The 19358-nt window shown below is 72.2% G+C and carries 17 protein-coding genes and 1 pseudogene; 8 read left to right on the top strand and 10 right to left on the bottom strand.

All coding sequences use genetic code 11. The features are described from left to right. The first annotated feature begins 7 nt into the window (after nt 1-7). Nucleotides 8-697, top strand: coding sequence for a phosphotransferase (locus tag OOJ91_RS31190; protein WP_323178587.1), 690 nt, complete (start codon nt 8-10; stop codon nt 695-697). 118 nt (nt 698-815) lie between these two features. Here the strand turns inward: OOJ91_RS31190 and OOJ91_RS31185 are convergent, their stop codons facing one another. The 3 genes from OOJ91_RS31185 to OOJ91_RS31175 all read right to left on the bottom strand — a co-directional run bounded on the left by OOJ91_RS31185 (nt 816) and on the right by OOJ91_RS31175 (nt 3538). After that, nucleotides 816-1697, bottom strand: a complete 882-nt coding sequence (locus OOJ91_RS31185; protein ID WP_266250671.1) for a fructosamine kinase family protein — start codon at nt 1695-1697, stop codon at nt 816-818. 90 nt (nt 1698-1787) lie between these two features. Beyond that, nucleotides 1788-2435 (bottom strand): response regulator, encoded by a 648-nt coding sequence (locus tag OOJ91_RS31180; protein ID WP_266250669.1) that lies wholly within the window; start codon nt 2433-2435, stop codon nt 1788-1790. Next, nucleotides 2432-3538, bottom strand: coding sequence for a sensor histidine kinase (locus tag OOJ91_RS31175; protein WP_266250667.1), 1107 nt, complete (start codon nt 3536-3538; stop codon nt 2432-2434). The genes OOJ91_RS31180 and OOJ91_RS31175 overlap by 4 nt, the downstream gene beginning before the upstream one ends. 138 nt (nt 3539-3676) lie before the next feature. Here OOJ91_RS31175 and OOJ91_RS31170 point away from each other — a divergent pair, with 138 nt between their 5' ends. Next, nucleotides 3677-4270 carry a CDP-alcohol phosphatidyltransferase family protein gene (locus tag OOJ91_RS31170; protein WP_266250665.1) on the top strand — a complete coding sequence of 198 codons (594 nt, stop codon included), beginning with the start codon at nt 3677-3679 and terminating at the stop codon, nt 4268-4270. A gap of 17 nt (nt 4271-4287) precedes the next feature. Continuing rightward, nucleotides 4288-4737 carry a VTT domain-containing protein gene (locus tag OOJ91_RS34510; RefSeq protein WP_353962113.1) on the top strand — a complete coding sequence of 150 codons (450 nt, stop codon included), beginning with the start codon at nt 4288-4290 and terminating at the stop codon, nt 4735-4737. A 351-nt stretch (nt 4738-5088) separates the two neighbouring features. On the opposite strand, the pseudogene OOJ91_RS34505 reads toward OOJ91_RS34510, so the two are convergent. Next, a pseudogene (locus OOJ91_RS34505) lies at nt 5089-5952 on the bottom strand (MFS transporter); the annotation flags it as partial. Between the two features lie 80 nt (nt 5953-6032). Further along, on the bottom strand, nt 6033-6557 hold the full coding sequence (locus OOJ91_RS31160; protein ID WP_266250661.1) for a hypothetical protein: 525 nt from the start codon (nt 6555-6557) through the stop codon (nt 6033-6035). 135 nt (nt 6558-6692) lie between these two features. Between OOJ91_RS31160 and OOJ91_RS31155 the strand changes: the two genes are divergently transcribed. Continuing rightward, nucleotides 6693-7190: a YcxB family protein gene (locus OOJ91_RS31155; RefSeq protein WP_266250659.1), complete on the top strand. Its 498-nt coding sequence runs from the start codon at nt 6693-6695 to the stop codon at nt 7188-7190. 63 nt (nt 7191-7253) lie between these two features. Here OOJ91_RS31155 and OOJ91_RS31150 read toward each other — a convergent pair whose 3' ends face one another. Continuing rightward, nucleotides 7254-9236, bottom strand: a complete 1983-nt coding sequence (locus tag OOJ91_RS31150; RefSeq protein ID WP_266250657.1) for a GTP-binding protein — start codon at nt 9234-9236, stop codon at nt 7254-7256. A 446-nt stretch (nt 9237-9682) separates the two neighbouring features. Here OOJ91_RS31150 and OOJ91_RS31145 point away from each other — a divergent pair, with 446 nt between their 5' ends. The 3 genes from OOJ91_RS31145 (at nt 9683) to OOJ91_RS31135 (ending at nt 13427) form a co-directional block, all read left to right on the top strand. Next, a complete protein-coding gene (locus OOJ91_RS31145; RefSeq protein ID WP_266250655.1) occupies nt 9683-10969 on the top strand; it encodes a cellulose-binding domain-containing protein in 1287 nt (428 codons plus the stop codon). Nucleotides 10970-11137: 168 nt separating this feature from the next. Further along, entirely contained in the window at nt 11138-11746 is a 609-nt protein-coding gene (locus OOJ91_RS31140; RefSeq protein ID WP_266250653.1) for a YdeI/OmpD-associated family protein, read from the top strand. A gap of 85 nt (nt 11747-11831) precedes the next feature. After that, nucleotides 11832-13427, top strand: coding sequence for a Na+/H+ antiporter (locus OOJ91_RS31135; protein WP_266250651.1), 1596 nt, complete (start codon nt 11832-11834; stop codon nt 13425-13427). Between the two features lie 19 nt (nt 13428-13446). Here OOJ91_RS31135 and OOJ91_RS31130 read toward each other — a convergent pair whose 3' ends face one another. The 4 genes from OOJ91_RS31130 to OOJ91_RS31115 form a co-directional block, all read right to left on the bottom strand. Next, complete coding sequence (locus OOJ91_RS31130; protein ID WP_266250649.1) at nt 13447-13749, bottom strand: winged helix-turn-helix domain-containing protein; 303 nt, start codon at nt 13747-13749, stop codon at nt 13447-13449. A 3-nt stretch (nt 13750-13752) separates the two neighbouring features. Next, complete coding sequence (locus OOJ91_RS31125; protein WP_266250647.1) at nt 13753-14208, bottom strand: hypothetical protein; 456 nt, start codon at nt 14206-14208, stop codon at nt 13753-13755. A 148-nt stretch (nt 14209-14356) separates the two neighbouring features. Next, nucleotides 14357-15109 (bottom strand): GNAT family N-acetyltransferase, encoded by a 753-nt coding sequence (locus OOJ91_RS31120; protein ID WP_266250645.1) that lies wholly within the window; start codon nt 15107-15109, stop codon nt 14357-14359. A 4-nt stretch (nt 15110-15113) separates the two neighbouring features. After that, a complete protein-coding gene (locus tag OOJ91_RS31115; protein WP_266250643.1) occupies nt 15114-16118 on the bottom strand; it encodes an RNA polymerase sigma factor in 1005 nt (334 codons plus the stop codon). 261 nt (nt 16119-16379) lie between these two features. Here OOJ91_RS31115 and OOJ91_RS31110 point away from each other — a divergent pair, with 261 nt between their 5' ends. Further along, nucleotides 16380-19289: an AfsR/SARP family transcriptional regulator gene (locus OOJ91_RS31110; RefSeq protein WP_266250641.1), complete on the top strand. Its 2910-nt coding sequence runs from the start codon at nt 16380-16382 to the stop codon at nt 19287-19289. Nucleotides 19290-19358 lie beyond the last annotated feature (69 nt).

The raw sequence follows: 19358 nt of genomic DNA, 5'->3' as shown, positions 1-19358 counted from the left end.
TCGCAGCGTGGTGGACGCCGTCCCTCTGGCATCGGGCCGAGACGCTGACGTCTTCGCCATCGACGATCGACGTGTGCTTCGCCGCTACCGCCACGGTGGTGACGTTGCCGCCGAGGCCGCGGTGATGGCGTACGTGGCGGGTCTCGGGTTCCCTGTACCCACCGTGTATCAGGCACGTGGGGTCGATCTCGTCATGGAACGACTTGACGGGCGCACCATGCTGTCGGCGCTCCTGGCCGGTGAGGTCGACGCCCTGGAAGGGGCCACCGTTCTGGCGGACCTGCAGCACCGACTCCACGCGTTGCCGCCCCGGCTCGGCGAACGCGGCGGCGATCGGATCCTGCATCTCGACCTGCACCCGGACAACGTCATGCTGACGTCACGAGGGCCTGTCGTCATCGACTGGCGCAACTCCACCGAGGGGCCGGCGGACCTCGATGTCGCGCTCTCCGCGGTCATCCTCGCGCAGGTGGCAGTCGAGGAGAACCATCAGCTGGCGTCGCTGGCCGCAGCGCTGTTGGCCGCGTTCCTCGACCGCGTCGGGGGTGATCCGCTGACCGTGCTGGACCGCGCCCTGGCCATCCGGCGCAGCGACCCGGCTCTCACCGGCCGGGAGCGGGAACTGCTCGGCGCCGCTGCCGCCCTCATCACCGCTCACGGCCGGGGCCCGCAGACGACGTCGGTCGGCGACGTCTGACGGCTCGGTGTCGCCGGAGCAGCGGTCCGCTGTCGACGGCCGCGCCCTGTGCGGCGTCCCGTTCGCCCCGGCGCGGCACCGGCAGGCGATGGGAAGGCTCGTCGCCACCGGTCCGTCGTCAGGGACGCTTGCGGAACGGGGCGAGGACCGCGCGGACCTGGTCGGCCGCGCCCCAGTCGTCGTCGAACTGGGCCAGCACGGCGAGGTGCTGCCGTAGCTGGATGATCGGCATACGGGCCTGCCAGCCGCTGTCCAGCGAGGTCAGGTCCGCGTAGACCTCGAACATCCGTCGCGCCTCGGGTGGGGGCGAGGTGGACCACACGTGGGCGAGGTCGACCTCGGCCCACATGTACGACACGGCCGGGTCGATGAGCGCGGGCTGCCCGTCCGGAGTGGCCAGGATGTTCTGTGCCCACAGGTCGCCGTGCGTCAGGCAGGCCGGCCGGTCCGGCAACAGGTCCGGCAGCCGGTCGCACAAGCGCTCCAGGGCCTCCCGGTCGCAGGCGTCCAGTGCCGCGTCGACGCGAGGCTGCCCGAGCCAGCGAAGCAGCCGGTGCTTGGCGAAGAACGCGTGGCCGTCGTCGTTCCAGGTATTGATCTGGCGGCGACGGCCCAGCCAGTTGTCGTGGTGCCATCCGAAGCGAGGATGGGTCGTGCTCAGGTGCATGTGCGCGAGGACGTGTGCGAACCGCTCCCAGAAGACCTCGCTGTGCGGCCTCGGCTGCAGCATCGACAACACCAGCAGTTCCCGGTCCGCCAGGATCACCTCGGGTGTCGCCACACCGCCGAGTTCGCGCAGGGCGGCAAGCCCTTCCGCCTCCGCGACGAAGACGTCGTCGGCCGGAGCCTCGGCGAAGGCCTTGACGAACACCGGCGGCGCGTCCCGACGGGTGGCGATGCCCGCGAGCGCCGCGATCCCGCCCGTCACCGGTTCCACTGTGACCAGGTCGCGCATCCTGGGCCGGAGCAGGCGCTCCAGCAGGACCGTCGTCGAGCGCATCAGGGCCGACTCCTCAGGTACGGCGGTTCACGTCGCGCGCAATCCTAGGGCCGATCGCCGCGTCCCGACCGATCGATGTCGGACGACGCCTCAGGGTGTGAGGCCGGCCTGGATCGCCAGGATGGCCGCGCCCACGCGGTCGCGGCTGCCGGTCTTGGCCAGCACGTTTGTGACGTGGGTCTTGACGGTGCTCATCGAGAGGTAGAGGCGATCGGCGATCTCGGTGTTGTTCAGACCGGCGCCGATCAGGGCGAGCACGTCGGTCTCCCGGGGGGTCAGCTGGTAGACCGCCAGGTCCACGCGGGTGGCCGGCCCGGTCGCGCGGACCCGGTCGAGGACCGCGCCGGTGACCTCGGCGGAGAGGATCGCCTCACCGGCGGCGACGGTGCGTACCGCGGCGATCAGGTCGGCGGCGCTGCACCGCTTGAGCAGGAACCCGCGCGCGCCGGAGGCGATGGCGTCCAGGACGTAGGCGTCGTCGTCGAAGGTGGTGACGACGATCACCGCCGGGGCGTGCGGGATCGCGGCCAGCTCGCGGGTGGCCCGCAGGCCGTCGAGGACCGGCATGCGGATGTCGACGAGGGCGACGTCGATGCGGGGGTCGCGACGTACGGCGTCGAGGAACTGCCTGCCGTCGGCGGCCTCGGCTGCGACGTGGATGTCCGGTTGGGTCCGCAGGATCAGGCCGAAGCCGTCGCGGATCAGCTGCTGGTCGTCGGCGATCGCGACCCGGATCACGAGTTCACCACCGGCAGGTTCGCCTGCACCACGGTGCCGCCACCGGAGCGCCTGCTCAGCTCCCAGCTCCCACCGAGAGCGCGGACGCGCTCCTCGATGCCGAGCAGGCCCGAGCCGCGCGTGGGCTCGTGTGGCGGCCCGACGCCGTCGTCGCTGACCCGCAGACGGGCGCTGTCGCCGACGCGGGCCAGTTCGACCCAGGCGGCCGTGGCCTTCGCGTGGCGGGCGATGTTGGTGAGGGCCTCCTGGGCGATGCGGTACGCGGTCAACACGCCGATCTCGTCCAGACCCGGCTCGGGATCCAGAAGTACCTGCACCGTCACACCCTGCTGGCGCAGCGGCTGCGCGAGCAGTTCGTCGATGTCGGACAGGCGGGGCGGCGCGCTCACCGCTATCGCGGCGAGCGGATCGCGCAGGTGTACGACGAGCGTGTCGAGTTCGCTCAGTGCGGTACGTCCGCTGTCCGCGATGGCCCGCAGCGCCGCCCCCGGGTCGGCGCTGAGCTGGCCCGCCTCGGCCTGGACCACCATTGCGGTGACGTGGTGGCCGACCACGTCATGCAGCTCGCGGGCCAGGTTGGTGCGCTGTTCGAGCCAGGCCGCCTGCCCGCGCAGCTCGCCGGTCTCCCGGCTGAGGGCGTGGCCGCGTGACCACGAGCGCAACAGGATCGCCAGGAGGTAACCGACAGTCACGAAGACGAACGGCTGCTCGTACAACCCGCGCCCGTCGAGCAGCGCGACGGCGAGGGCGCCCGCCGCGCCGAGCAGGCCGGCGAGCCACCCCAGCCACGGACGTCGGGCCAGGTCTTCGCAGGTCGACACGAACACGAGGCAGGTGGCCGCGAGGCCCATCTGCACCGACTCCCCGGTGCTCACGATCGTCAGGAACCCGGCGCAGATGGCGAGGACCAGGGCGCGGTAGCGGGGCCGCATTGCCGTGACGCCGAGGCCGACAGGCAGCACCAGCCACATCCAGCCCACCGGCACGGACAGGCCCCCCTCGGTGGTCGTGACCACCAGGGCGACGATCAACCCCGCCGCACCGTACGCCAGCCGGCGCACCCGCTCGGGGTCACGCAACAATTCCCGGATGTCCGTCCTCACCTGGACAGTCTCCGCGAACAGCTCGGCGACCGGCCAGTACCTGGGTACCGGATCGGGCGGGACCCCGGTGCCGCCCCCGTGCACAGATCGGCACCACGGCACGTTCCGTGGGGGCGTGCACCGCACGACGCTTCTGGGGTGACTCTCGTCGACTCCCGCGCCGCCATCAGTGTCGGCCCTCTCCGTACGGTTCCCAACTACATCACCGCCGTCCGCACGGTCGCCGCTGTCACAGTGGGTATCGCCGCCCTCGTCGCCGGATCAGTGGCATTTATGGCGGTAGCGTACGGTATCTACTGGATCGGCGACATGCTCGACGGCTGGGCTGCCCGGCGGCTCGGACAGGAGACCCGGGCCGGGGCCGTGCTCGACATCGTGAGCGATCGCGCGTGCACACCCGTACTCTGCGTGGGCCTGGTCTCCCTCGTGCCCGACGTCGCGGTCGTGGCCCTGGTGTTCCTGCTGTCGTTCCTGGTGCTGGACACCATGCTGTCGCTGTCGTTCCTGTGCTGGCCCGTGCTCAGCCCGAACCACTTCCACCTGGTCGACCGCCGGGTGTGGGCGTGGAACTGGTCGCCTCTGGCCAAGGCCGCCAACACCGCCGGGGTCATCGGCGCCATCGCGTTCGGGCAGTACCGGCTCGCGCTGGCCGTCGCCGTCGCCGTCGTCGTGGTCAAGCTGTGGTCGGTCGCGGCGGTGGCCCGGCTGCTCGACCGGGACGGCCGCGCGTGAGCAGCCTCGGCGAGGCGATGGCGGGCCTCGGTTACGGTCTCGCGTCGGCCCTCGTTCCGGTCGTCAACGCCGAGGCATACGCGGTGGTGGCCGGGCATCGTGGTGGCCACGTCGTCGTCGCCGTCGTCGCCCTGGCGCTCGGGCAGACCGCCGGCAAACTGCTCCTGTTCGAATCCGCGCGTCGCGGAACGGGGTGGCTGGCCCGGAAGCTCGGGCACCGGAGCCGGTCAGGTCGTACGGCTGCTCGGGCCGCCCGGTGGACCGAGCCGATCCGGCGCTGGCTGTCCCGCCGCCGCACCGCCCTGCCCACCGTGCTGGTCTCCGCCGCGGTCGGGGTCCCACCGCTGGCCGTGGTCAGCTTCGCCGCCGGCACGGCGGGCCTCCGACACTGGGAGTTCGCCGTCGCCTGCCTTCTCGGGCGGGTGCTCCGTTTCGCGGCGCTCGTCCTGCCAGCGGCCCTGTTCTGAGTCGGCATCCCACCTGGCGCTCGGATCGTGGACACTCTCCGTCCGGACCTGACGGAAACTGTCCACGATCTGGAGTTCCCGACCTCGGATCAGGAGTGGGCCACGACGTCCCAGCGCCCACACGGCGAGCGCGAAACAGCAGAGCGCCATCCCCGTGCACGTGACCGCCGTCCAGCCGCCCACGGCCCAGAGCGTGGTCGCGGCGGTGGAGCCGATGGCGGCGCCGATGAAGTTGCCGGTCGCCAGTGCCGTGTTGAGCCGGCTGCGGGCCTCCTGGGAGAGGGCGAACAGCCGCGCCCGGTTAAGAAGAGCCTGCGTCTGGAGGGCGACATCGATCATGATGATCGCGATGATGAGCAGCGCGACGGACCGGCCGGCGACGGCGGCGACGGCGAAGGCGCCGAGGGCAAGCGTCCACGCCACCCCGGTGGCCGGAAGCGACAGACCGCGATCGTGCAGACGACCGCCGCGCAGACCGGAGAGGACACCGGCGAGGCCGGCCAGTCCGAACATCCCGATCACCGCCACCGGAAAGTGGAACGGTGGGCCGCTGAGCAGGAACGTCAGGGCTGTCCAGAACAGCGAGAACGCGGCGAACCCGGTGGCGGCCAGGACCAGCGTCCAGCGGGCCGCCCGCTCGCGCAGGACCACCGCGCCAACCGAGGCGATGAGCTGCGGGTACGGCATGCGGGCACGCGGCGCCAGCGGTGGAATCGCGCGGTGGAGCAGAACCGCGAGCAGAACGGCGACGACCGCGGCGAGGGCGAATGTCGTCCGCCACCCGGCGGCACCTGCGACGAACCCGCTTATCGTGCGGGAGGCCAGGATGCCGCTGAGGGTCCCGGACCCGACGACGCCGACGATCCGACCGCGGTGGGCGTCGCCGGCCAGGTCGCCGGCCAGCGGCGTGAGGAGCTGACCGGAGATCGTCGTGACACCGAGGACTGTCAGGGCGAGCAGGAGCACGCCGAACGACGGCGCGAGCGCGCACAGCAGCAGCGCGGCGGCCGACGCCACCAGCAGCACCGGGATGAACCGGCGGCGGTCCAGGACGTCGCCGAGCGGCACGAGCAGCGAGACGCCTACCGCGTACCCGATCTGCGTCGCGGTGACGAGCCAGCCGGCCGTCGCCGTCGCGGTGCGCAGGTCGTCGGCGATGAAGCTGAGCAGCGGCTGCGCCCAGTACAGGTTGGCGATCGCCCCTCCCGCGGCCACCGCGAGCAGGAACGTCAGCCGGCGACTCAGCCCGGACGGCGGTGCCGTGCCCGACGCTGCCACCCCGCCAACGTAGTGGACTACGACTTGCGGCGTAGTTCCCGCAGGACGCCGTGGCGACGGACGGCCCACGCGAGGCGTCTGACGCTCGGGTGCCGCACGAACAGCGCCGCCGCCCGGCGGATCAGGCCGAGCCGGTTGTCGCTCACCTGGTTCTCCACCGCCTGCCAGATCAGCTCGCGCACCTTCGCGCTGTCCAGGGCCGCCCGCACCTCACGCCGTACCGCGGGATCCTCGGCCGCCGAGGTGACGGCGGCGGCGAGGCCCGGGCGGTCCGTGAGCGGCTCCACCGCCGCCGCGACGAGCGGCCGGCGCACCTCGTCCTGCTCCAACAGCAGCAGCACGGCCTCGCGGATCTCGGTCGTCTCCAGCCCGGAGCGCAGCAGGCTCAGCAGGCTGCGCTCGACCTCGCCGTCGTGATCCGGGACGGACAGCGTGGCCAGCAGCACGGACACCTCGTCGAGATCGATGAGGTGTCGCACCCCGCTGCGGAATTCCGGCAGCTCCCACGCGACCTGGAGAGCCTTGACGAGATCGCGATTCATGCGCCATGCGCTACCCGGAAGCGACCATCGGCGAAACTCCGCAGACCTGTCCGGTGCGACGGGCCGCGGTCGACTTCTCCCTGCGCGGCGGGTCCAGTCGGTGTCCGGGGGCGGTCGGGGCACTATCGTTTCGGGGTGCACATCCGTTTCGACGTCCCCGCCGATCCCGCCTACCCGGGTCGCGTCGCCGCCACGCTCGGTGGCGTTCGGCTGCGCAGGTACAGCTATGTCGGCGCGGTGCTGGCCGTGGTGGGGGCTGTCGGTCTGGTCGTCTCGCGGGGGTCCGCGTGGGGCGAGCGGGCGTCGCCGCTGTGGATGGCGATGCTCGTGGGCGGTGTGTTGTCGATGCTGTACCTGCCGTGGGTGCGGTGGCGCGCGCGCCGCCGGTCCGGCGGCTACGCGGTCGAGGGCGCGTACGACATCACCGACGACAACATCATGATGCGCAGCGGCTCGGAGTCCGGCGGCATCGCGTGGGACGGCGTCGCCCAGGTCAAGGACACCCCGGAGTTCTGGATCGTGTACGTCGGCAGGATGCCGGCGACAGTGATCCCCCGGTGGCTGATGTCCGCCGGGGACGCCGAGACGCTACGGGCCTTCATGGCCGAGCGGGGGCTGCTCCGACCGCGCTGACCCGGTGTGCCGCCGACGCGGCGGTGCGGGGCACGGCGACGCCGAGGACACGCACTCGACCTCTCAGGAGCGGTTCCGTGGCTGGGCGAGGAAGCGCAGGTACTCCACCCGGTCGAACGGGTTGCCGTCGGTGCGGGGCCGGCACGGCGGGTCGCCGGACACCTGACGGTCGCCGCCGGGCGCCGACGACCACAGCCCCTCCCCGCCGGACAGGTCCGGCAGCAGGCGCTGCGCCCGGGGTTCGAGCCGCGCCGGCAGCACCCCGCTGACGCGCCAGCCGGCCGCGCTGTCGTCGGTGCCGTCGATCCGGGCGCCGAGCCGGCTCAGGTACGACGTGACCGGGCCGAGCCGGTCGGCCGGCACCTCCGCCTCGAACAGGCGGCACGGCTCGAAGACCCGGGTGCCGGCTTCGGCGAGCGCCTGCATGAGGACGTACGGGGCCAGATCCCGGAAGTGCCCGGCCGTGGTGATCGGCGACCAGTAGCCGCTGTGGGTGAGGGTGACCCGGATGTCGGTGACCGGCCAGCCGTACCGGCCCTGGTCGAGGGCAGCCCTGGTGGCGACCTCGATGGCCTTGTGGAACGCCAGCGGCAGCGAGCCGAGTTCGACCTCCAGCCGGTAGTCCACGCCCGATCCGGGCTCGACCCGGAAACCGACAGTCCCGAAGAAGCCGTGCCCGATGATCTCCACGGCGGCGCCCGTGCCGGTGGGCCGCTCGACGTGCACGAGCTGGCCCGGCCCGAACTCCGCCTCGATCCCGTACGCCTCGGCGAGCGTCGCCGTCAGCACCTCGCGCTGCACCTCGCCGTAGAGCAGCACGCTCGTGCCCCCGTCCGGGGCCACCCGGGTCCGGATGAACGGGTCCGTGTCCGCGATGTCCAACAGCGCGGCGTGCAGCGCCAGTGTCCGGGCCGGATCGCGGGGGCGCACCACCGCCTCCAGGGTCGGCGCCGGAAAGTAGGACCGCCCGTCGAGACCGGCCGGGCTGCCGAGCTGGTCGCCGAGGCGTACACCGGTCAGGCCGGCGACCCGCGCGATGTGGCCGGCGGACAGCGTGGTCGGCTCGTCTCCCTGCCCGGTCGGCTCGGCCCGGTCGGTGGTCGCGCCGACCACGTCGAGCCGGGTGATCCGGGCGCGCGTCGCGGTCGTCCGGCCGTCCGGCTCCCGGCGGTACGCGACGATCCGTTGCCGCGCCCGGAGCTGCCCGCCGTACGACCGCAGGTACGCCACCCGCTCGCCGGAGGGGTCGCGAACGATTGCGAAGACCCGGGCCCGCGGTTCGGGTTCGGCCGGCGGCGACGCCGGGAGCAGGGCCGCGATGGTGTCCAGCAGTTCCGGTACGCCGGCCCCGGACAGCGCCGAGCCGAACAGCAGCGGGTGGGTCTGCCCGGCCGCGACCTGCGTCCGGAGCGCCTCGTCGATCCGGTCCGGCTCGGGTGGCAGGTCGTCGACCAGGGCGGCCAGGAGGTGATCGTCGTGCTCCGCGAGGGCCTCGGCGAGTCGGCGGGCGGCGCGGTGGTCGTACCGCGGATGGTGGAGCCGGAAGGCGGCCTCGGGGGTGCCGGGCGCGCGGACCGTGCCCAGCGGGACGACGGCCGGGGTGAGCAGCCGGCGCACGTCCGCGACCAGCCCGTCGGTGCGGGCACCCATCCGGTCGATCTTGTTGACGAAGATCAGCGTGGGGAGTCCGAGCGATCGGAGGATCCGCATGAGCCGACGGCTGTGCGGCTGGACGCCCTCGACGGCCGACAGCACCAGGACAGCCGCGTCGAGCACCCCGAGCGCGCGTTCGACCTCGGCAACGAAGTCGCTGTGCCCTGGGGTGTCGAGCAGGTTGACCTGGCGGTCGCGGACGGTGAACGCGGCGACGGCGCTGCGGATGGTGATGCCCCGGCGGCGCTCGATCTCGCCGGTGTCGGTCTGGGTGGTGCCCGAGTCGACGCTGCCGAGTCGGTCGATGACGCCTGTGGAGTACAGCAGGCGTTCGGTGAGGCTTGTCTTACCGGCGTCGACGTGGGCGACGATGCCAAGGTTGACGGTCTGCATGGGCTGTCGGGTCCTCGAAAGCTCGCGTCCGGATGGGCGGGAAGGTTTCGAGTCCTCGCATTGCCGTGCTCCCGTCGGTCGGGTCCAGCCCGTCCTGGCGGCGGGTCGGTGGAGCCCGGGCGGCCGGGTCCGTCTTCCGGTCAGGCTGGCACGGCCGGTGCCGGCCCGGCCACCGAATAACGCGCCGCCGGCGTGATCCCACCCGGAAGCGTGACGCTTGATTCGATAGGAATCTGTCAATAGATTGAGGGCGGGCGCCGCCGCGGTCCGGGAAACCGGGCCGTCGGCGACTGACAGGTCCACCCCGAGCCGGGCACGTCGGTCGTACGCATCGACAAGTCGCTGTGGCGCATCGCCGCGCCGCACCCGGCGCGTTGCCGCGCCGCGTTCGTCCCGGACGCGCGCTGCCGCGTCGGTTCCCCAGCTCGATGGCAGAAGGACTTTTCATGACGATTCTCCGCGCCCGCCCCGCCCCGACCCTGGCGGTCGTCGCCGCGCTGGCCGCCGCCGTGACCGCGACCGGAACGGCAGTGCTCGTCGTCCCCGCCGCGGCCGCCCAGGGCTGCCGGGTCGACTACACGCCCAACCAGTGGCCGGGCGGCTTCACCGCCGCCATCAAGGTCACCCCCGGCGACAGCGCCGTCTCCAGTTGGACGGTCACCTGGACGTACGCCGGGGACGAGCGCGTCACGAGCGGCTGGAACGCCACGGTCAGCCAGTCCGGGGCGACGGTGACCGCCCGCAGCATGTCGTACAACGGCAGCATCCCGGCCGGCGGCTCCACCGAGTTCGGAGTGCAGGGCACGTACGGCGCCAGTGGCGGCACGCCGACCGGGTTCACCCTGAACGGCGTGCCGTGCAACGGCGTCGGGCCGACCCCGACGGGCGTGCCCACCACGTCGGTGCCGACGACAGCCCCGCCGACGACGCCTCCGCCGACGACGCCTCCGCCGACGACGCCTCCGCCGACGACGCCTCCGCCGACGACGCCTCCGCCGACGACGCCTCCGCCGACGACGCCTCCGCCCACCACCCCGCCGCCGGCCGGCTGCGCCGGCGCGGTGCTCTGCGACGGCTTCGAGAACCAGACCGGTTCGACACCGTCGGGGGACTGGACGGTGGTGAACCCGGACTGTTCCGGCGCCGGCACGGCCACCATCGACACGGCCACCACGCACAGCGGCAGCCGGGCGGTCCGGATCAACGGCGCCGCCGGGTACTGCAACCACGTCTTCATCAGGTCCACCAGGAACCTCAGCAGCGTGGGCAGTGTGCGGTACGCCCGGATCTGGGTACGGCACACCACAGCCCAGCCGACCGACCACACCACGATGATGGCGATGACCGACGCCGCCGACGGCAACAAGGATCTGCGGATGGGCGGCCAGAACGGCGCCCTGCAGTGGAACCGCGCCTCCGACGACGCGACCCTGCCCGAGCAGAGCCCGGCCGGGGTGGCACAGAGCGTGCCGCTACCCACCAACAGGTGGACCTGCCTGGAGTTCATGGTGGACGGTTCGGCCGGTCAGCTCCGTACCTGGCTGGACGGCACCGCCATCGCCGGGCTGACCGCTGACGGCGTACCGACGCACGACATCGACGGCCAGTGGTACAACCGCACCTGGCGGCCGCAGCTCACCGACCTCAAGCTGGGCTGGGAGAGTTACGGCAACGGGGCGGACACCCTCTGGTACGACGACGTCGCGGTCGGGGCCAGCCGGATCGGCTGCTGACCCTCCGCGAAATGGGCGCTCCGGTAGCTCTGGTCAGGGGTGTGACACGCCCACGTGTCACACCCCTGACCACCTCCGATCTCCATCGGTCCCGGTCCCGGCCGCCCGGCGGATCGGGACGTCCCACCGGCAGAGGTTTCCGTCAGAGCCCAGCGATAGCCTGCTGCCATGGCGAGCGCCGAGCTGGAAGAGTTGATCGTCGTGAACTCCGACGCGCTGCGCGCGTGGTTGTCGGAGAACCACGCCACGTCGCCCGGCGTCTGGCTCGCCCTGACCAAGAAGGGCGGCACGGTCACCACGCTGACCTGGCAGCACGCCGTCGACGAGGGGCTGTGTTTCGGCTGGATCGACGGGCAGGCACGCAAGCGGGACGAGCAGACCTCCTGGATCCGGTTCACCCCTCGCCGGCCCCGCAGTATCTGGTCGCAACGCAACGTCGCCCACGTGGCCCGACTGGAGGCACAGGGACGGATGCTGCCCCCGGGCCGCGCCGCGGTGGAGGCCGCGAAGGCCGACGGCCGGTGGGCGGCGGCGTACGCCCCGTCGTCGGAAGCCGAGGTGCCTGCCGACCTGCTCGCCGCCATCGCCGCCGACCCGGCCGCCCAGGCCATGTTCGACGTGCTCACCAAGACCAACCGGTTCGCGCTCATCCACCGCCTCAACGCCGTCAAACGGGCGGAGACCCGCGAGCGGAAGATCGGCGAGTTCGTCGCCATGCTGGCCCGTCACGAGACCATCAACCCGCAGAAGGCCAGGCCACCGAGCCCGTCGCCGTGACGGGGTGCAGGCACCGTCAACTGGCTGTCCACTTCGTCAGGTGATCCTTGTCGGATCCGCGCCACCCGCAACGAAGGACAGGGGAATGTCCAGCCTCGCACTTGTCGTAGTGGTGGGTATCGCCATCCTGGTCGGTACGGGTGCCGCCCGTCGGCTCCGGATCGCCCCACCGGTACTGCTGCTGATCGCCGGCGTCCTCCTCGGGTTCGTGCCCGCGCTGCGCGTGGTGCACCTGCCGCCCGAGGCCGTCCTCCTGGTGTTCCTTCCGGTCCTGCTCTACTGGGAGGCGTTCTCCTCCTCGTTGCGCGAGATCCGGAGGAACCTCCGGGTCATCGTGCTGCTGAGCACCCTCCTCGTGGTCGCGACGGCGGCAGGTGTGGCGGCGGCCGCGCACGCGCTCGGGCTGGCCTGGGGGCCGGCGTGGGTGCTGGGCGCCGCCGTCGCTCCCACCGACGCGACGGCGGTGGGCGTGCTGGGTCGGATGCTGCCCCGGCGCATCGCGACCACCCTGCGCGCGGAGAGCCTGGTCAACGACGGAACGGCGCTGGTGATCTACACGCTGGCGGTCGGGATCACCCTCGGCGAGGAACACCTGAGCGTGGGTCGGGTCGCCGGGCTGTTCGCGCTCTCGTACCTCGGCGGCATCGCGTGTGGCGCGGCTGTCACGTTCCTCGTCCTGCAACTCCGTCGGCGGCTGACCGACCCGTTCCAGCACAACCTCCTCGCGCTGCTGACGCCCCTGACCGGCTACCTGATCGCCGAGGCGGCCGAGGTGTCCGGCGTCCTCGCGGCCGTGGTCAGCGGCCTGTGGGTGGGTCGCGCCTCGCCGCGCCTGTTCCCGGGCAACGCCCGCCGGTACGTCCAGACCGTCATGGACTTCCTGACCATGCTGGCGAACGCCGCGCTGTTCGTCCTGGTGGGGTTGGAGGCGCAGTCGGCCGTGCGCGGGTTGGACACCACCGGACTGGCACACGGCACGCTGGTGGCGGTCGTGGTCTGCGCGGTCATCGTCGCGGTGCGGTTCGGCTGGCTGTTCACCAGCCCGTACCTGATCCGGGCGATCGATCGCCGGCCGCAGCAGCGCGAACGGCGGCTGAGCGGGCGGCCGAGGGCGCTCATGTCGGCGGCCGGTTTCCGAGGCGCGGTGTCGATGGCTGCGGCGCTTGCCGTGCCGCACACCCTGCCGTCCGGGGCGGAGTTCCCCGGCCGGGACCTCATCGTCTTTGTCACGGCCATCGTGATCGCCGTGACCCTGCTGCTCCAGGCGCCGCTGATGCCCCGGGTGACGCGGTGGGCCGGCCTGGGCGCGGACGGGGAGGCCGAGCGGGAACGCCGGCAGGCGGAGATCCAGTCGATGGACCGGGCGCTGGCGTCCCTGCCGACGATGGCCGCCCGGTTGGGCACGAGCGGTGCCGTGCACGAGCAGTTGCGCACGGAGTACGACCGTCGCCTCCGCGTGCTGCGCGACGGCGACGCCACCTCCGGTCCGGACGAGGCCGCGGCCGACTACGAGCAGCAGTACGCCGATCTCCACCTGGCGGTCATCGATCACCGCCACGACACAGTCGTCCGGTTGCGCGACGAGGGCGAGATCGACGACGAGGTGCTCCGCCGGGTCCAGGACGGCCTCGACCTCGAACAGGTCCACATGGCCCAGCGCCGCGACAACGACCCCCGCTGACAGTCGCCCGTGCGGGCCTTCAGTCGGAGCGGTCCACGCGGGCGGCGATGTCGCGCAGGGCGGCGACATGGGCGCTCAGGGCCGTCCGACCAGCGGTGGAGAGGTTGATCCAGGTGCGCGGGCGCTTGCCCACGTAGCCCTTGCGTACCTCGACGTACCCGCGGTCGCTCAACATCGAGATCCGCTTGGACAGGGCGGAGTCGCTGAGCTCCACGGCGTCGCGGACGAACGCGAACTCGGCCCACTCGGTCCCCGCCAGCAGCGCCAGTATGGCCAGCCGGGTGGGATCGAGCAGGGCCGGGTCCAGCTTCGGGTCGGCCACGGGTCAGGCCGCGCGGGTGAGCACGTGACGCTGCCACCACGGCCCCGCGGCGGCCAGCAGGACACCGATGAACAGGCCGCTCCACAGCCAGACGTGCGGGACGTCCAGGGCGGTGGCGAGCGCCGTGCCACCGATCAGCAGGGCCAGCGCCAGCGCCGACCACAGCAGGGCCGCCGGGGTGGGGGCGATGCGGGGGCGCACCGGCCGGCGCAGCAGGGCCGCTCCCCACCGGGTGTTGCCCGCCATGGAGAGGAGCAGCAGGAAGATGACGATTGTGGTGCCGTACGTGCGCACGAAGTCCGGATACCTGTCGGCGAGGACTCCGAAGGCCACGACGAGGACACCGGCGGCGAGCCACGTCCATCGTGAGTGGCTGGCGGCCGCTGCCGTCTGGCCCCGGCGTCGGTCGACGTCCCGCAGGGCCTCTCGTGCCTCCTCGGGTGTTGGGGTGGTGCTCATCGGGCAACTCCTTGGGGTGAGGAAAGTACTTGCTCTAGTGGAAAGTTAACACTCACTTTCCATGCGGGCAACTACGTGCCGGGGGTGGTGGTGCGGAACGCGGCGCTGCCGCCCGGCCGTGGTGGGATCGGGCGGCAGCGTCGGGGCCTCACTCCGGGAGTTGGTAGAGGCGGTAGCGGGCGACGGTCTCGAAGCCGATCTTCCGGTACACCGGCTCGCCCTCGCTGCTCGCCTGGAGCGTGACGATCCGCCGTCCGGACTCACGGGTGAGGCGCAGCGCCTCGCGCGTGAGCGCCGTCGCGATGCCGCGCCGACGGAAGTCGGGGTCGGTGGCGATGCAGTACAGGGCGCCGATGTCGGTGCCGAGCGACAGGGTGCACGTGCCGACGATGCGGCCGTCGATCCTGCCCGCGAGGCGGACCACGTCCAGGTAGGCGAAATTCAGCTCCCGGTCGACAACGGGCCCACGGTCGCCGGGGATGCCCAGCGGCCCGGCGTACGCCTCGACGTACTCCCGCAGCTCGGACGGCTCGACGGCGATCCCGATCTCCAGATCGGTCGGCGCCTCGACGTCGGCCACGGTGGTCACGTCCACCGCCATGATCGGCATATCGGCGATCTGCTCCGCGCCGCGCGCGAGCAGGCCCTCGGCGGTGCCCTCGTCGCTGTCCGCGCCCACCCACCAGCCCCAGTGCGAGCCGGTCAGGTGCTTCCTCGCCTCCGTGATCGCCTCGTCCAGCGGCCGATCACGGACACGGAGGACCGCGTTGAGCAGCGGGTGGGGGACGTCGGTGCGATAGATCGGCAGGTCGGTGTCGGGGTCGGTGCCCGCCCAGCCGCACCAGTACCGGCGGTTGGCCGCGAGCTGCGGTTCCAGGTCGTGGATGGAGTACGTGGTCATACCCTCAGGACAGCGCCGGGCAGCCGGAAGTTCGACCCGCCGCGAAAGAATCTTCCTGGCGGGGCGGCCGTGGGGTGTGCAGAAGGCGCACCTCGCGCACCAGGCCATCTTTCTCCCGGAGCAGCCAGGTCGCGCCGGGTGGGCAGTGGAACGGATCCTCCGGCGGGTTGATGAAGGCGTTCTCCCAGATCGTGATGCCGGCGCCGGCAAGCACTCCGGTGATCTTGTGACTGACACCTGATTCGTTGTCCTGCCGAATGACCGCGAAGAGCGGTTCACGACCGATCGTCCGGGTGCCGTCCGGCCACCAGAAGACCATGTCCTCGGCCCAGCGGGCGGCTGCCCTGGTCGGTGACGCCCCATCGGCCACCGCCGACAGGATTCTCGCCGCCTCCGCACGCCGCTCGGCCCGCAGTGCCCCGGTCCCGTCGTGTCGCTCGTCGCGTACGCGGGGGAGGATCTCGGTCAACTGCCGACGGGCCTCGCTCAGGCGGCTGCGGACGGTGCCGACCGGGGTTCCACACAACTCCGCGATCTGCTCGTACGAGTTGTTCTCGGTGAAGTAGCGCAGCAACGCCACCGTCTGCGCGGCCGGAGACAACTGCTGCAGCCCGTGCCAGACCCAGTCCCGCATGGCGCTCTGCTCGATGCGGGCGACCGGGTCGTCGAGCCCCGAGGCGAGCAGGTTCTCCCCGGCCACCCCGACCGGGACGGGCACGCGTGCGCGCAGCAACGTCCGGCAGTTGTTGCGCACGATGGTATGCAGCCACGGCCGCACCGCGGTGGGGTCGCGCAGCTCACCGATCCGGCTGAACGCCGCGATCGCCGCGTCCTGGCAGGCGTCCTCGGCGTCGGGCCCACCGCCCAGAAGGCGGCGTGCCACAGCGAGCATGCCGGCGTAGTGACAGTCGAAGAGCAGCGCGAAGCTGCGCGGATCGCCCTGCTGGGCGCACCGGACCAACTGCGCCGTGTCGTCGGCGGACACGGATTCCGAGGTCGAGAGGAGCATCCCGGAACGCTAGCTCGACCCTGCCGAAGAGTTTCTTCGACGGATCGAACTTTCGTCCCGCCGGCGGCGTCTCCTTGGCATGCGTATCGAGACTGGGCAGGACCGTGGCGCCGCGGAGCCGGTGGAAACGTGCCGTCTTCAGCCTCGGCGTCGGTTTTGTCGGTCCCGGCGTTCCCGGCTCAACCTCGCGGCACCACGCGACGGTCGATTCAGTCACTGTCAACTGAGCCTTCACCAGAGGGCTCTCCGCGGAGCGGCGGCATGATCGTCGGGAGGGGCGACGTCTGCGCCGCTCGGGCGGAGGACCCGTCCTCCGACGGTGGACCGCGCCTGGAGATCATGGGCCCGCTACGGGTCTGGCGCGGCGGGAACGAGGCCGTCGCGGGCCCGCGTCAGCAACGCCGCCTGTTGGCGGTCCTCCTGGCCAGGGAGGGGCGGCCGACCAGCACCGACGATCTGCTGGATCTGCTCTGGGGCCCGGAGACGCCGGCCAGCGCGGTGAACGTCATCCACAAGTACGTCGCCGCGCTGCGCCGCCTGCTCGAACCCGATCTGCCCGCGCGCGCCGCCGGGTCCTATCTGCTCCGCCACGGCAACGGATACCTCTTCGCGGCCGGGCCGGAGACACTCGACCTCGTCGCGTTCCGCCGGGACGTCGCGGCGGCGAAGGTCAGCCTGCGACAGGACCGTCCGGTCGACGCGCTCGAGCACTATCTTGCCGCCCTGCGGCGGTGCCACGGCCGGTCCGGCGACGGCCTGGTCGACAGCGCCGCGGCGGCGGCCCTTCTCGCGGGCATCGACGGCGAGTTCTTCGACGCCGCAATCGCGGCCGCCGCGGTGGCCGCACGTCTGCGCCAGCCCGCGCGGGTGCTCACCCCCCTGCGGCTCGCGGCGGGGATGAGCCGGCTCAACGAACCGGTCCACGCGAGCCTCGTGACGACTCTCGCCGCGGCCGGCCAGCAGGCCGAGGCGTTGACTGTCTACGGCGCGATCCGTTCACGCCTCGACGAGGAGTTGGGCATCGATCCCGGCTACCAACTCCAGGACGCCCAGCGGAGAGCCCTCACGCAGGTGGTGCTGCCACCCGCCGAGGACGCGGCCCTCACGGTGTCCCGGCCGGCGCCGCTGGTACGCCCGGCGCAGCTCCCGCCGGATCCACCCCTGTTCGTGGGTCGCGAATCGGAGCTGCTGATCCTTCGCGACCTCGCCAGGGGAATGCGGATCCCCGGACGGACCAGCCCGTTGGTGGTGGCGATGGACGGCATGGGTGGCGTGGGCAAGTCGACGCTCGCCGCGCACTTCGCGCACCGGGTGGCCGACGAGTTCGTCGACGGGCAGCTCTACCTCGATCTTCAGGGCCACCTCGGCGAGGGCGAGAGTGTGTCGGCTGACGAGGCCGTGCGCTCGCTCCTGCACATGGTGGGCGTGCCCGCCGCCGACGTGCCCGACACGTTCGACGCCCGGATTGGGATGTACCGCAGCATGACGGCCGGCAAGCACATCCTGTTCCTGCTGGACAACGCCCGCGACGCAGCCCAGGTGCGCCCGCTGCTGCCGAACTCGGCGCAGAGTCTCGTGCTCGTCACCGGCCGGCGGGCGCTCGTCGGCCTCGCCGCGTTCGACGGCGCACACCTGCTCCGGGTCGACCTGCCCGACCTGCCGACGGCCCGGCGGCTGCTCGCACGTCGTCTCACCGGCCTGTCGAGTCGGTCGACCGGAGGCGTGGCGTGTGCCGCGGTCGCCGACGAGATCATCGAGCTGTGCGGACGGCTCCCGCTGGCGCTGGCCATCCTGGCCGCCCGGATCGCCGCCCGCCCGCGGCTGTCGCTCACCACCATGGCCGCCGAGCTGCGCGACGGCGCCCGCCGGCTCGAGGCGTTCCCGGGTGGCCGGGGCCTCACCGACCCGCGTACCGCCTTCTCGTGGTCCTACCGGCAGCTCAGTCCCGGCGCGGCCCGGCTGTTCCGGCTCCTGTCGGTGGCCCTGCCGTCGGGTGTCACGGCCGAGGCCTGCGTGAGCCTCGCCGACCGCGACCCCGACAACACGCACGCCGAGCTTGCCGAGCTGATCGAGGCGGCCCTGGTGACCGAGCACCACGACGGCCGACTCACGTCGCACGTGCTCGTCAAGGCGTACGCCCACGAGCTGTTCCAGGCGCAGGAGCCGGCGGCCGAGCGGCAGGCGGCGATCAGCCGCCTGTTGCAGCACTACCTGCACAGCAGTTTCCAGGCGCAGGTGGTCCTGGACCCGAACCGGCCGCCGATCGCGCCACCGGCGCCGCTGCCCGGTGTGGTCGCGGAGCGGCCGGGCACGTACGACGAGGCCATCGCGTGGTTCGGCAGCCAGCGGGAGGTGCTCAAGGAGGCGGTGCGTCTCGCCGCCGACGTCGGGTACGGCATCGTGCCGTGGCAGCTCGCCGTCGCGATGCAGCAGTACCTCCAGTGGGCCGGACGCTTCCAGGACTGGGAAGACGTCATGCGGGTCGCGCTGCGCGCGGCACGCGAGCGCCACGACGCCGTCGGGGAGGCGCATGTGCTGCGCAGCCTGGCCGGCGCGCGGCACTTCTTCGGCGCCCACGACGAGGCGCTCGGCCTGCTCGGCGAGGCCGCGCGGATCTACCAGGACCGGGACCTGCGACTGGAACAGGCGTTGGTGCACAACAACTGCCATCAGGCGTTCAGCGCGCTGAACCAGCACGACCGTGCCCTCGACCACAGCATCCGGGCGCTGTCCCTGTTCCGCCTCCTCGACAATCGTCGGGGCGAGGTGTCCAGCCTGTTGTTCAGCGGAAAGTCGTTCACCGCCCTGGGCCAGGTCGACAGGTCGGCCCAGGCGCTGCGGGAGGCCCTCGATCTCAACCAGCGGATCGGACGCGCCCACGAGGAGAGCGACATCCGGACCGCCATCGCGGACAACCTGGTCGTGACCGGACGCGTCGACGAGGCGGTCGAGCAACTGGAGTTGGCGGCGAACGCGGCCCGACGTGTCGGGGACCGCCCCGCGCAGTTCGACGCGCTGCGGCAGATGGCCGACGCTCTCATCACCGCCGGTGACGAGCCGGGGGCGCAGCGGGCGTTCGAGCGTGCGGGAGCGGTTCTGCGGGAGTTGCAGGACGGCGGCACCGACGGCATGCGCGCCTCGGTCACCCGCCTCGCCGCGAAGTTGGCGTGACCGAAGCTGTTCGCTCTTCTACGTCCGGGTTTGCCGTGCCGGGCGCGGGGAAGCCGAATTCCCGTTCGC

It is taken from the genome of Micromonospora lupini (assembly GCF_026342015.1).
Classification (GTDB): Bacteria; Actinomycetota; Actinomycetes; order Mycobacteriales; family Micromonosporaceae; genus Micromonospora; species Micromonospora lupini_B.
Note: the sequence above shows the minus strand (reverse complement) of the source record. Positions and strands in the feature narration are given on the sequence as shown.

Excerpts from the sequence above, each read along its gene's own strand:
- OOJ91_RS31140 (WP_266250653.1), top strand. The coding sequence starts at position 11,138 with ATGGCGAGCGCCGAGCTGGAAGAGTTGATCGTCGTGAACTCCGACGCG.
- OOJ91_RS31125 (WP_266250647.1), bottom strand. The coding sequence starts at position 14,208 with ATGAGCACCACCCCAACACCCGAGGAGGCACGAGAGGCCCTGCGGGAC.
- OOJ91_RS31185 (WP_266250671.1), bottom strand. The coding sequence starts at position 1,697 with ATGCGCTCGACGACGGTCCTGCTGGAGCGCCTGCTCCGGCCCAGGATG.
- OOJ91_RS31120 (WP_266250645.1), bottom strand. The coding sequence starts at position 15,109 with ATGACCACGTACTCCATCCACGACCTGGAACCGCAGCTCGCGGCCAAC.
- OOJ91_RS31110 (WP_266250641.1), top strand. The coding sequence starts at position 16,380 with ATGATCGTCGGGAGGGGCGACGTCTGCGCCGCTCGGGCGGAGGACCCG.
- OOJ91_RS31115 (WP_266250643.1), bottom strand. The coding sequence starts at position 16,118 with ATGCTCCTCTCGACCTCGGAATCCGTGTCCGCCGACGACACGGCGCAG.
- OOJ91_RS31135 (WP_266250651.1), top strand. The coding sequence starts at position 11,832 with ATGTCCAGCCTCGCACTTGTCGTAGTGGTGGGTATCGCCATCCTGGTC.
- OOJ91_RS31145 (WP_266250655.1), top strand. The coding sequence starts at position 9,683 with ATGACGATTCTCCGCGCCCGCCCCGCCCCGACCCTGGCGGTCGTCGCC.
- OOJ91_RS31160 (WP_266250661.1), bottom strand. The coding sequence starts at position 6,557 with ATGAATCGCGATCTCGTCAAGGCTCTCCAGGTCGCGTGGGAGCTGCCG.
- OOJ91_RS31150 (WP_266250657.1), bottom strand. The coding sequence starts at position 9,236 with ATGCAGACCGTCAACCTTGGCATCGTCGCCCACGTCGACGCCGGTAAG.
- OOJ91_RS34510 (WP_353962113.1), top strand. The coding sequence starts at position 4,288 with ATGGCGGGCCTCGGTTACGGTCTCGCGTCGGCCCTCGTTCCGGTCGTC.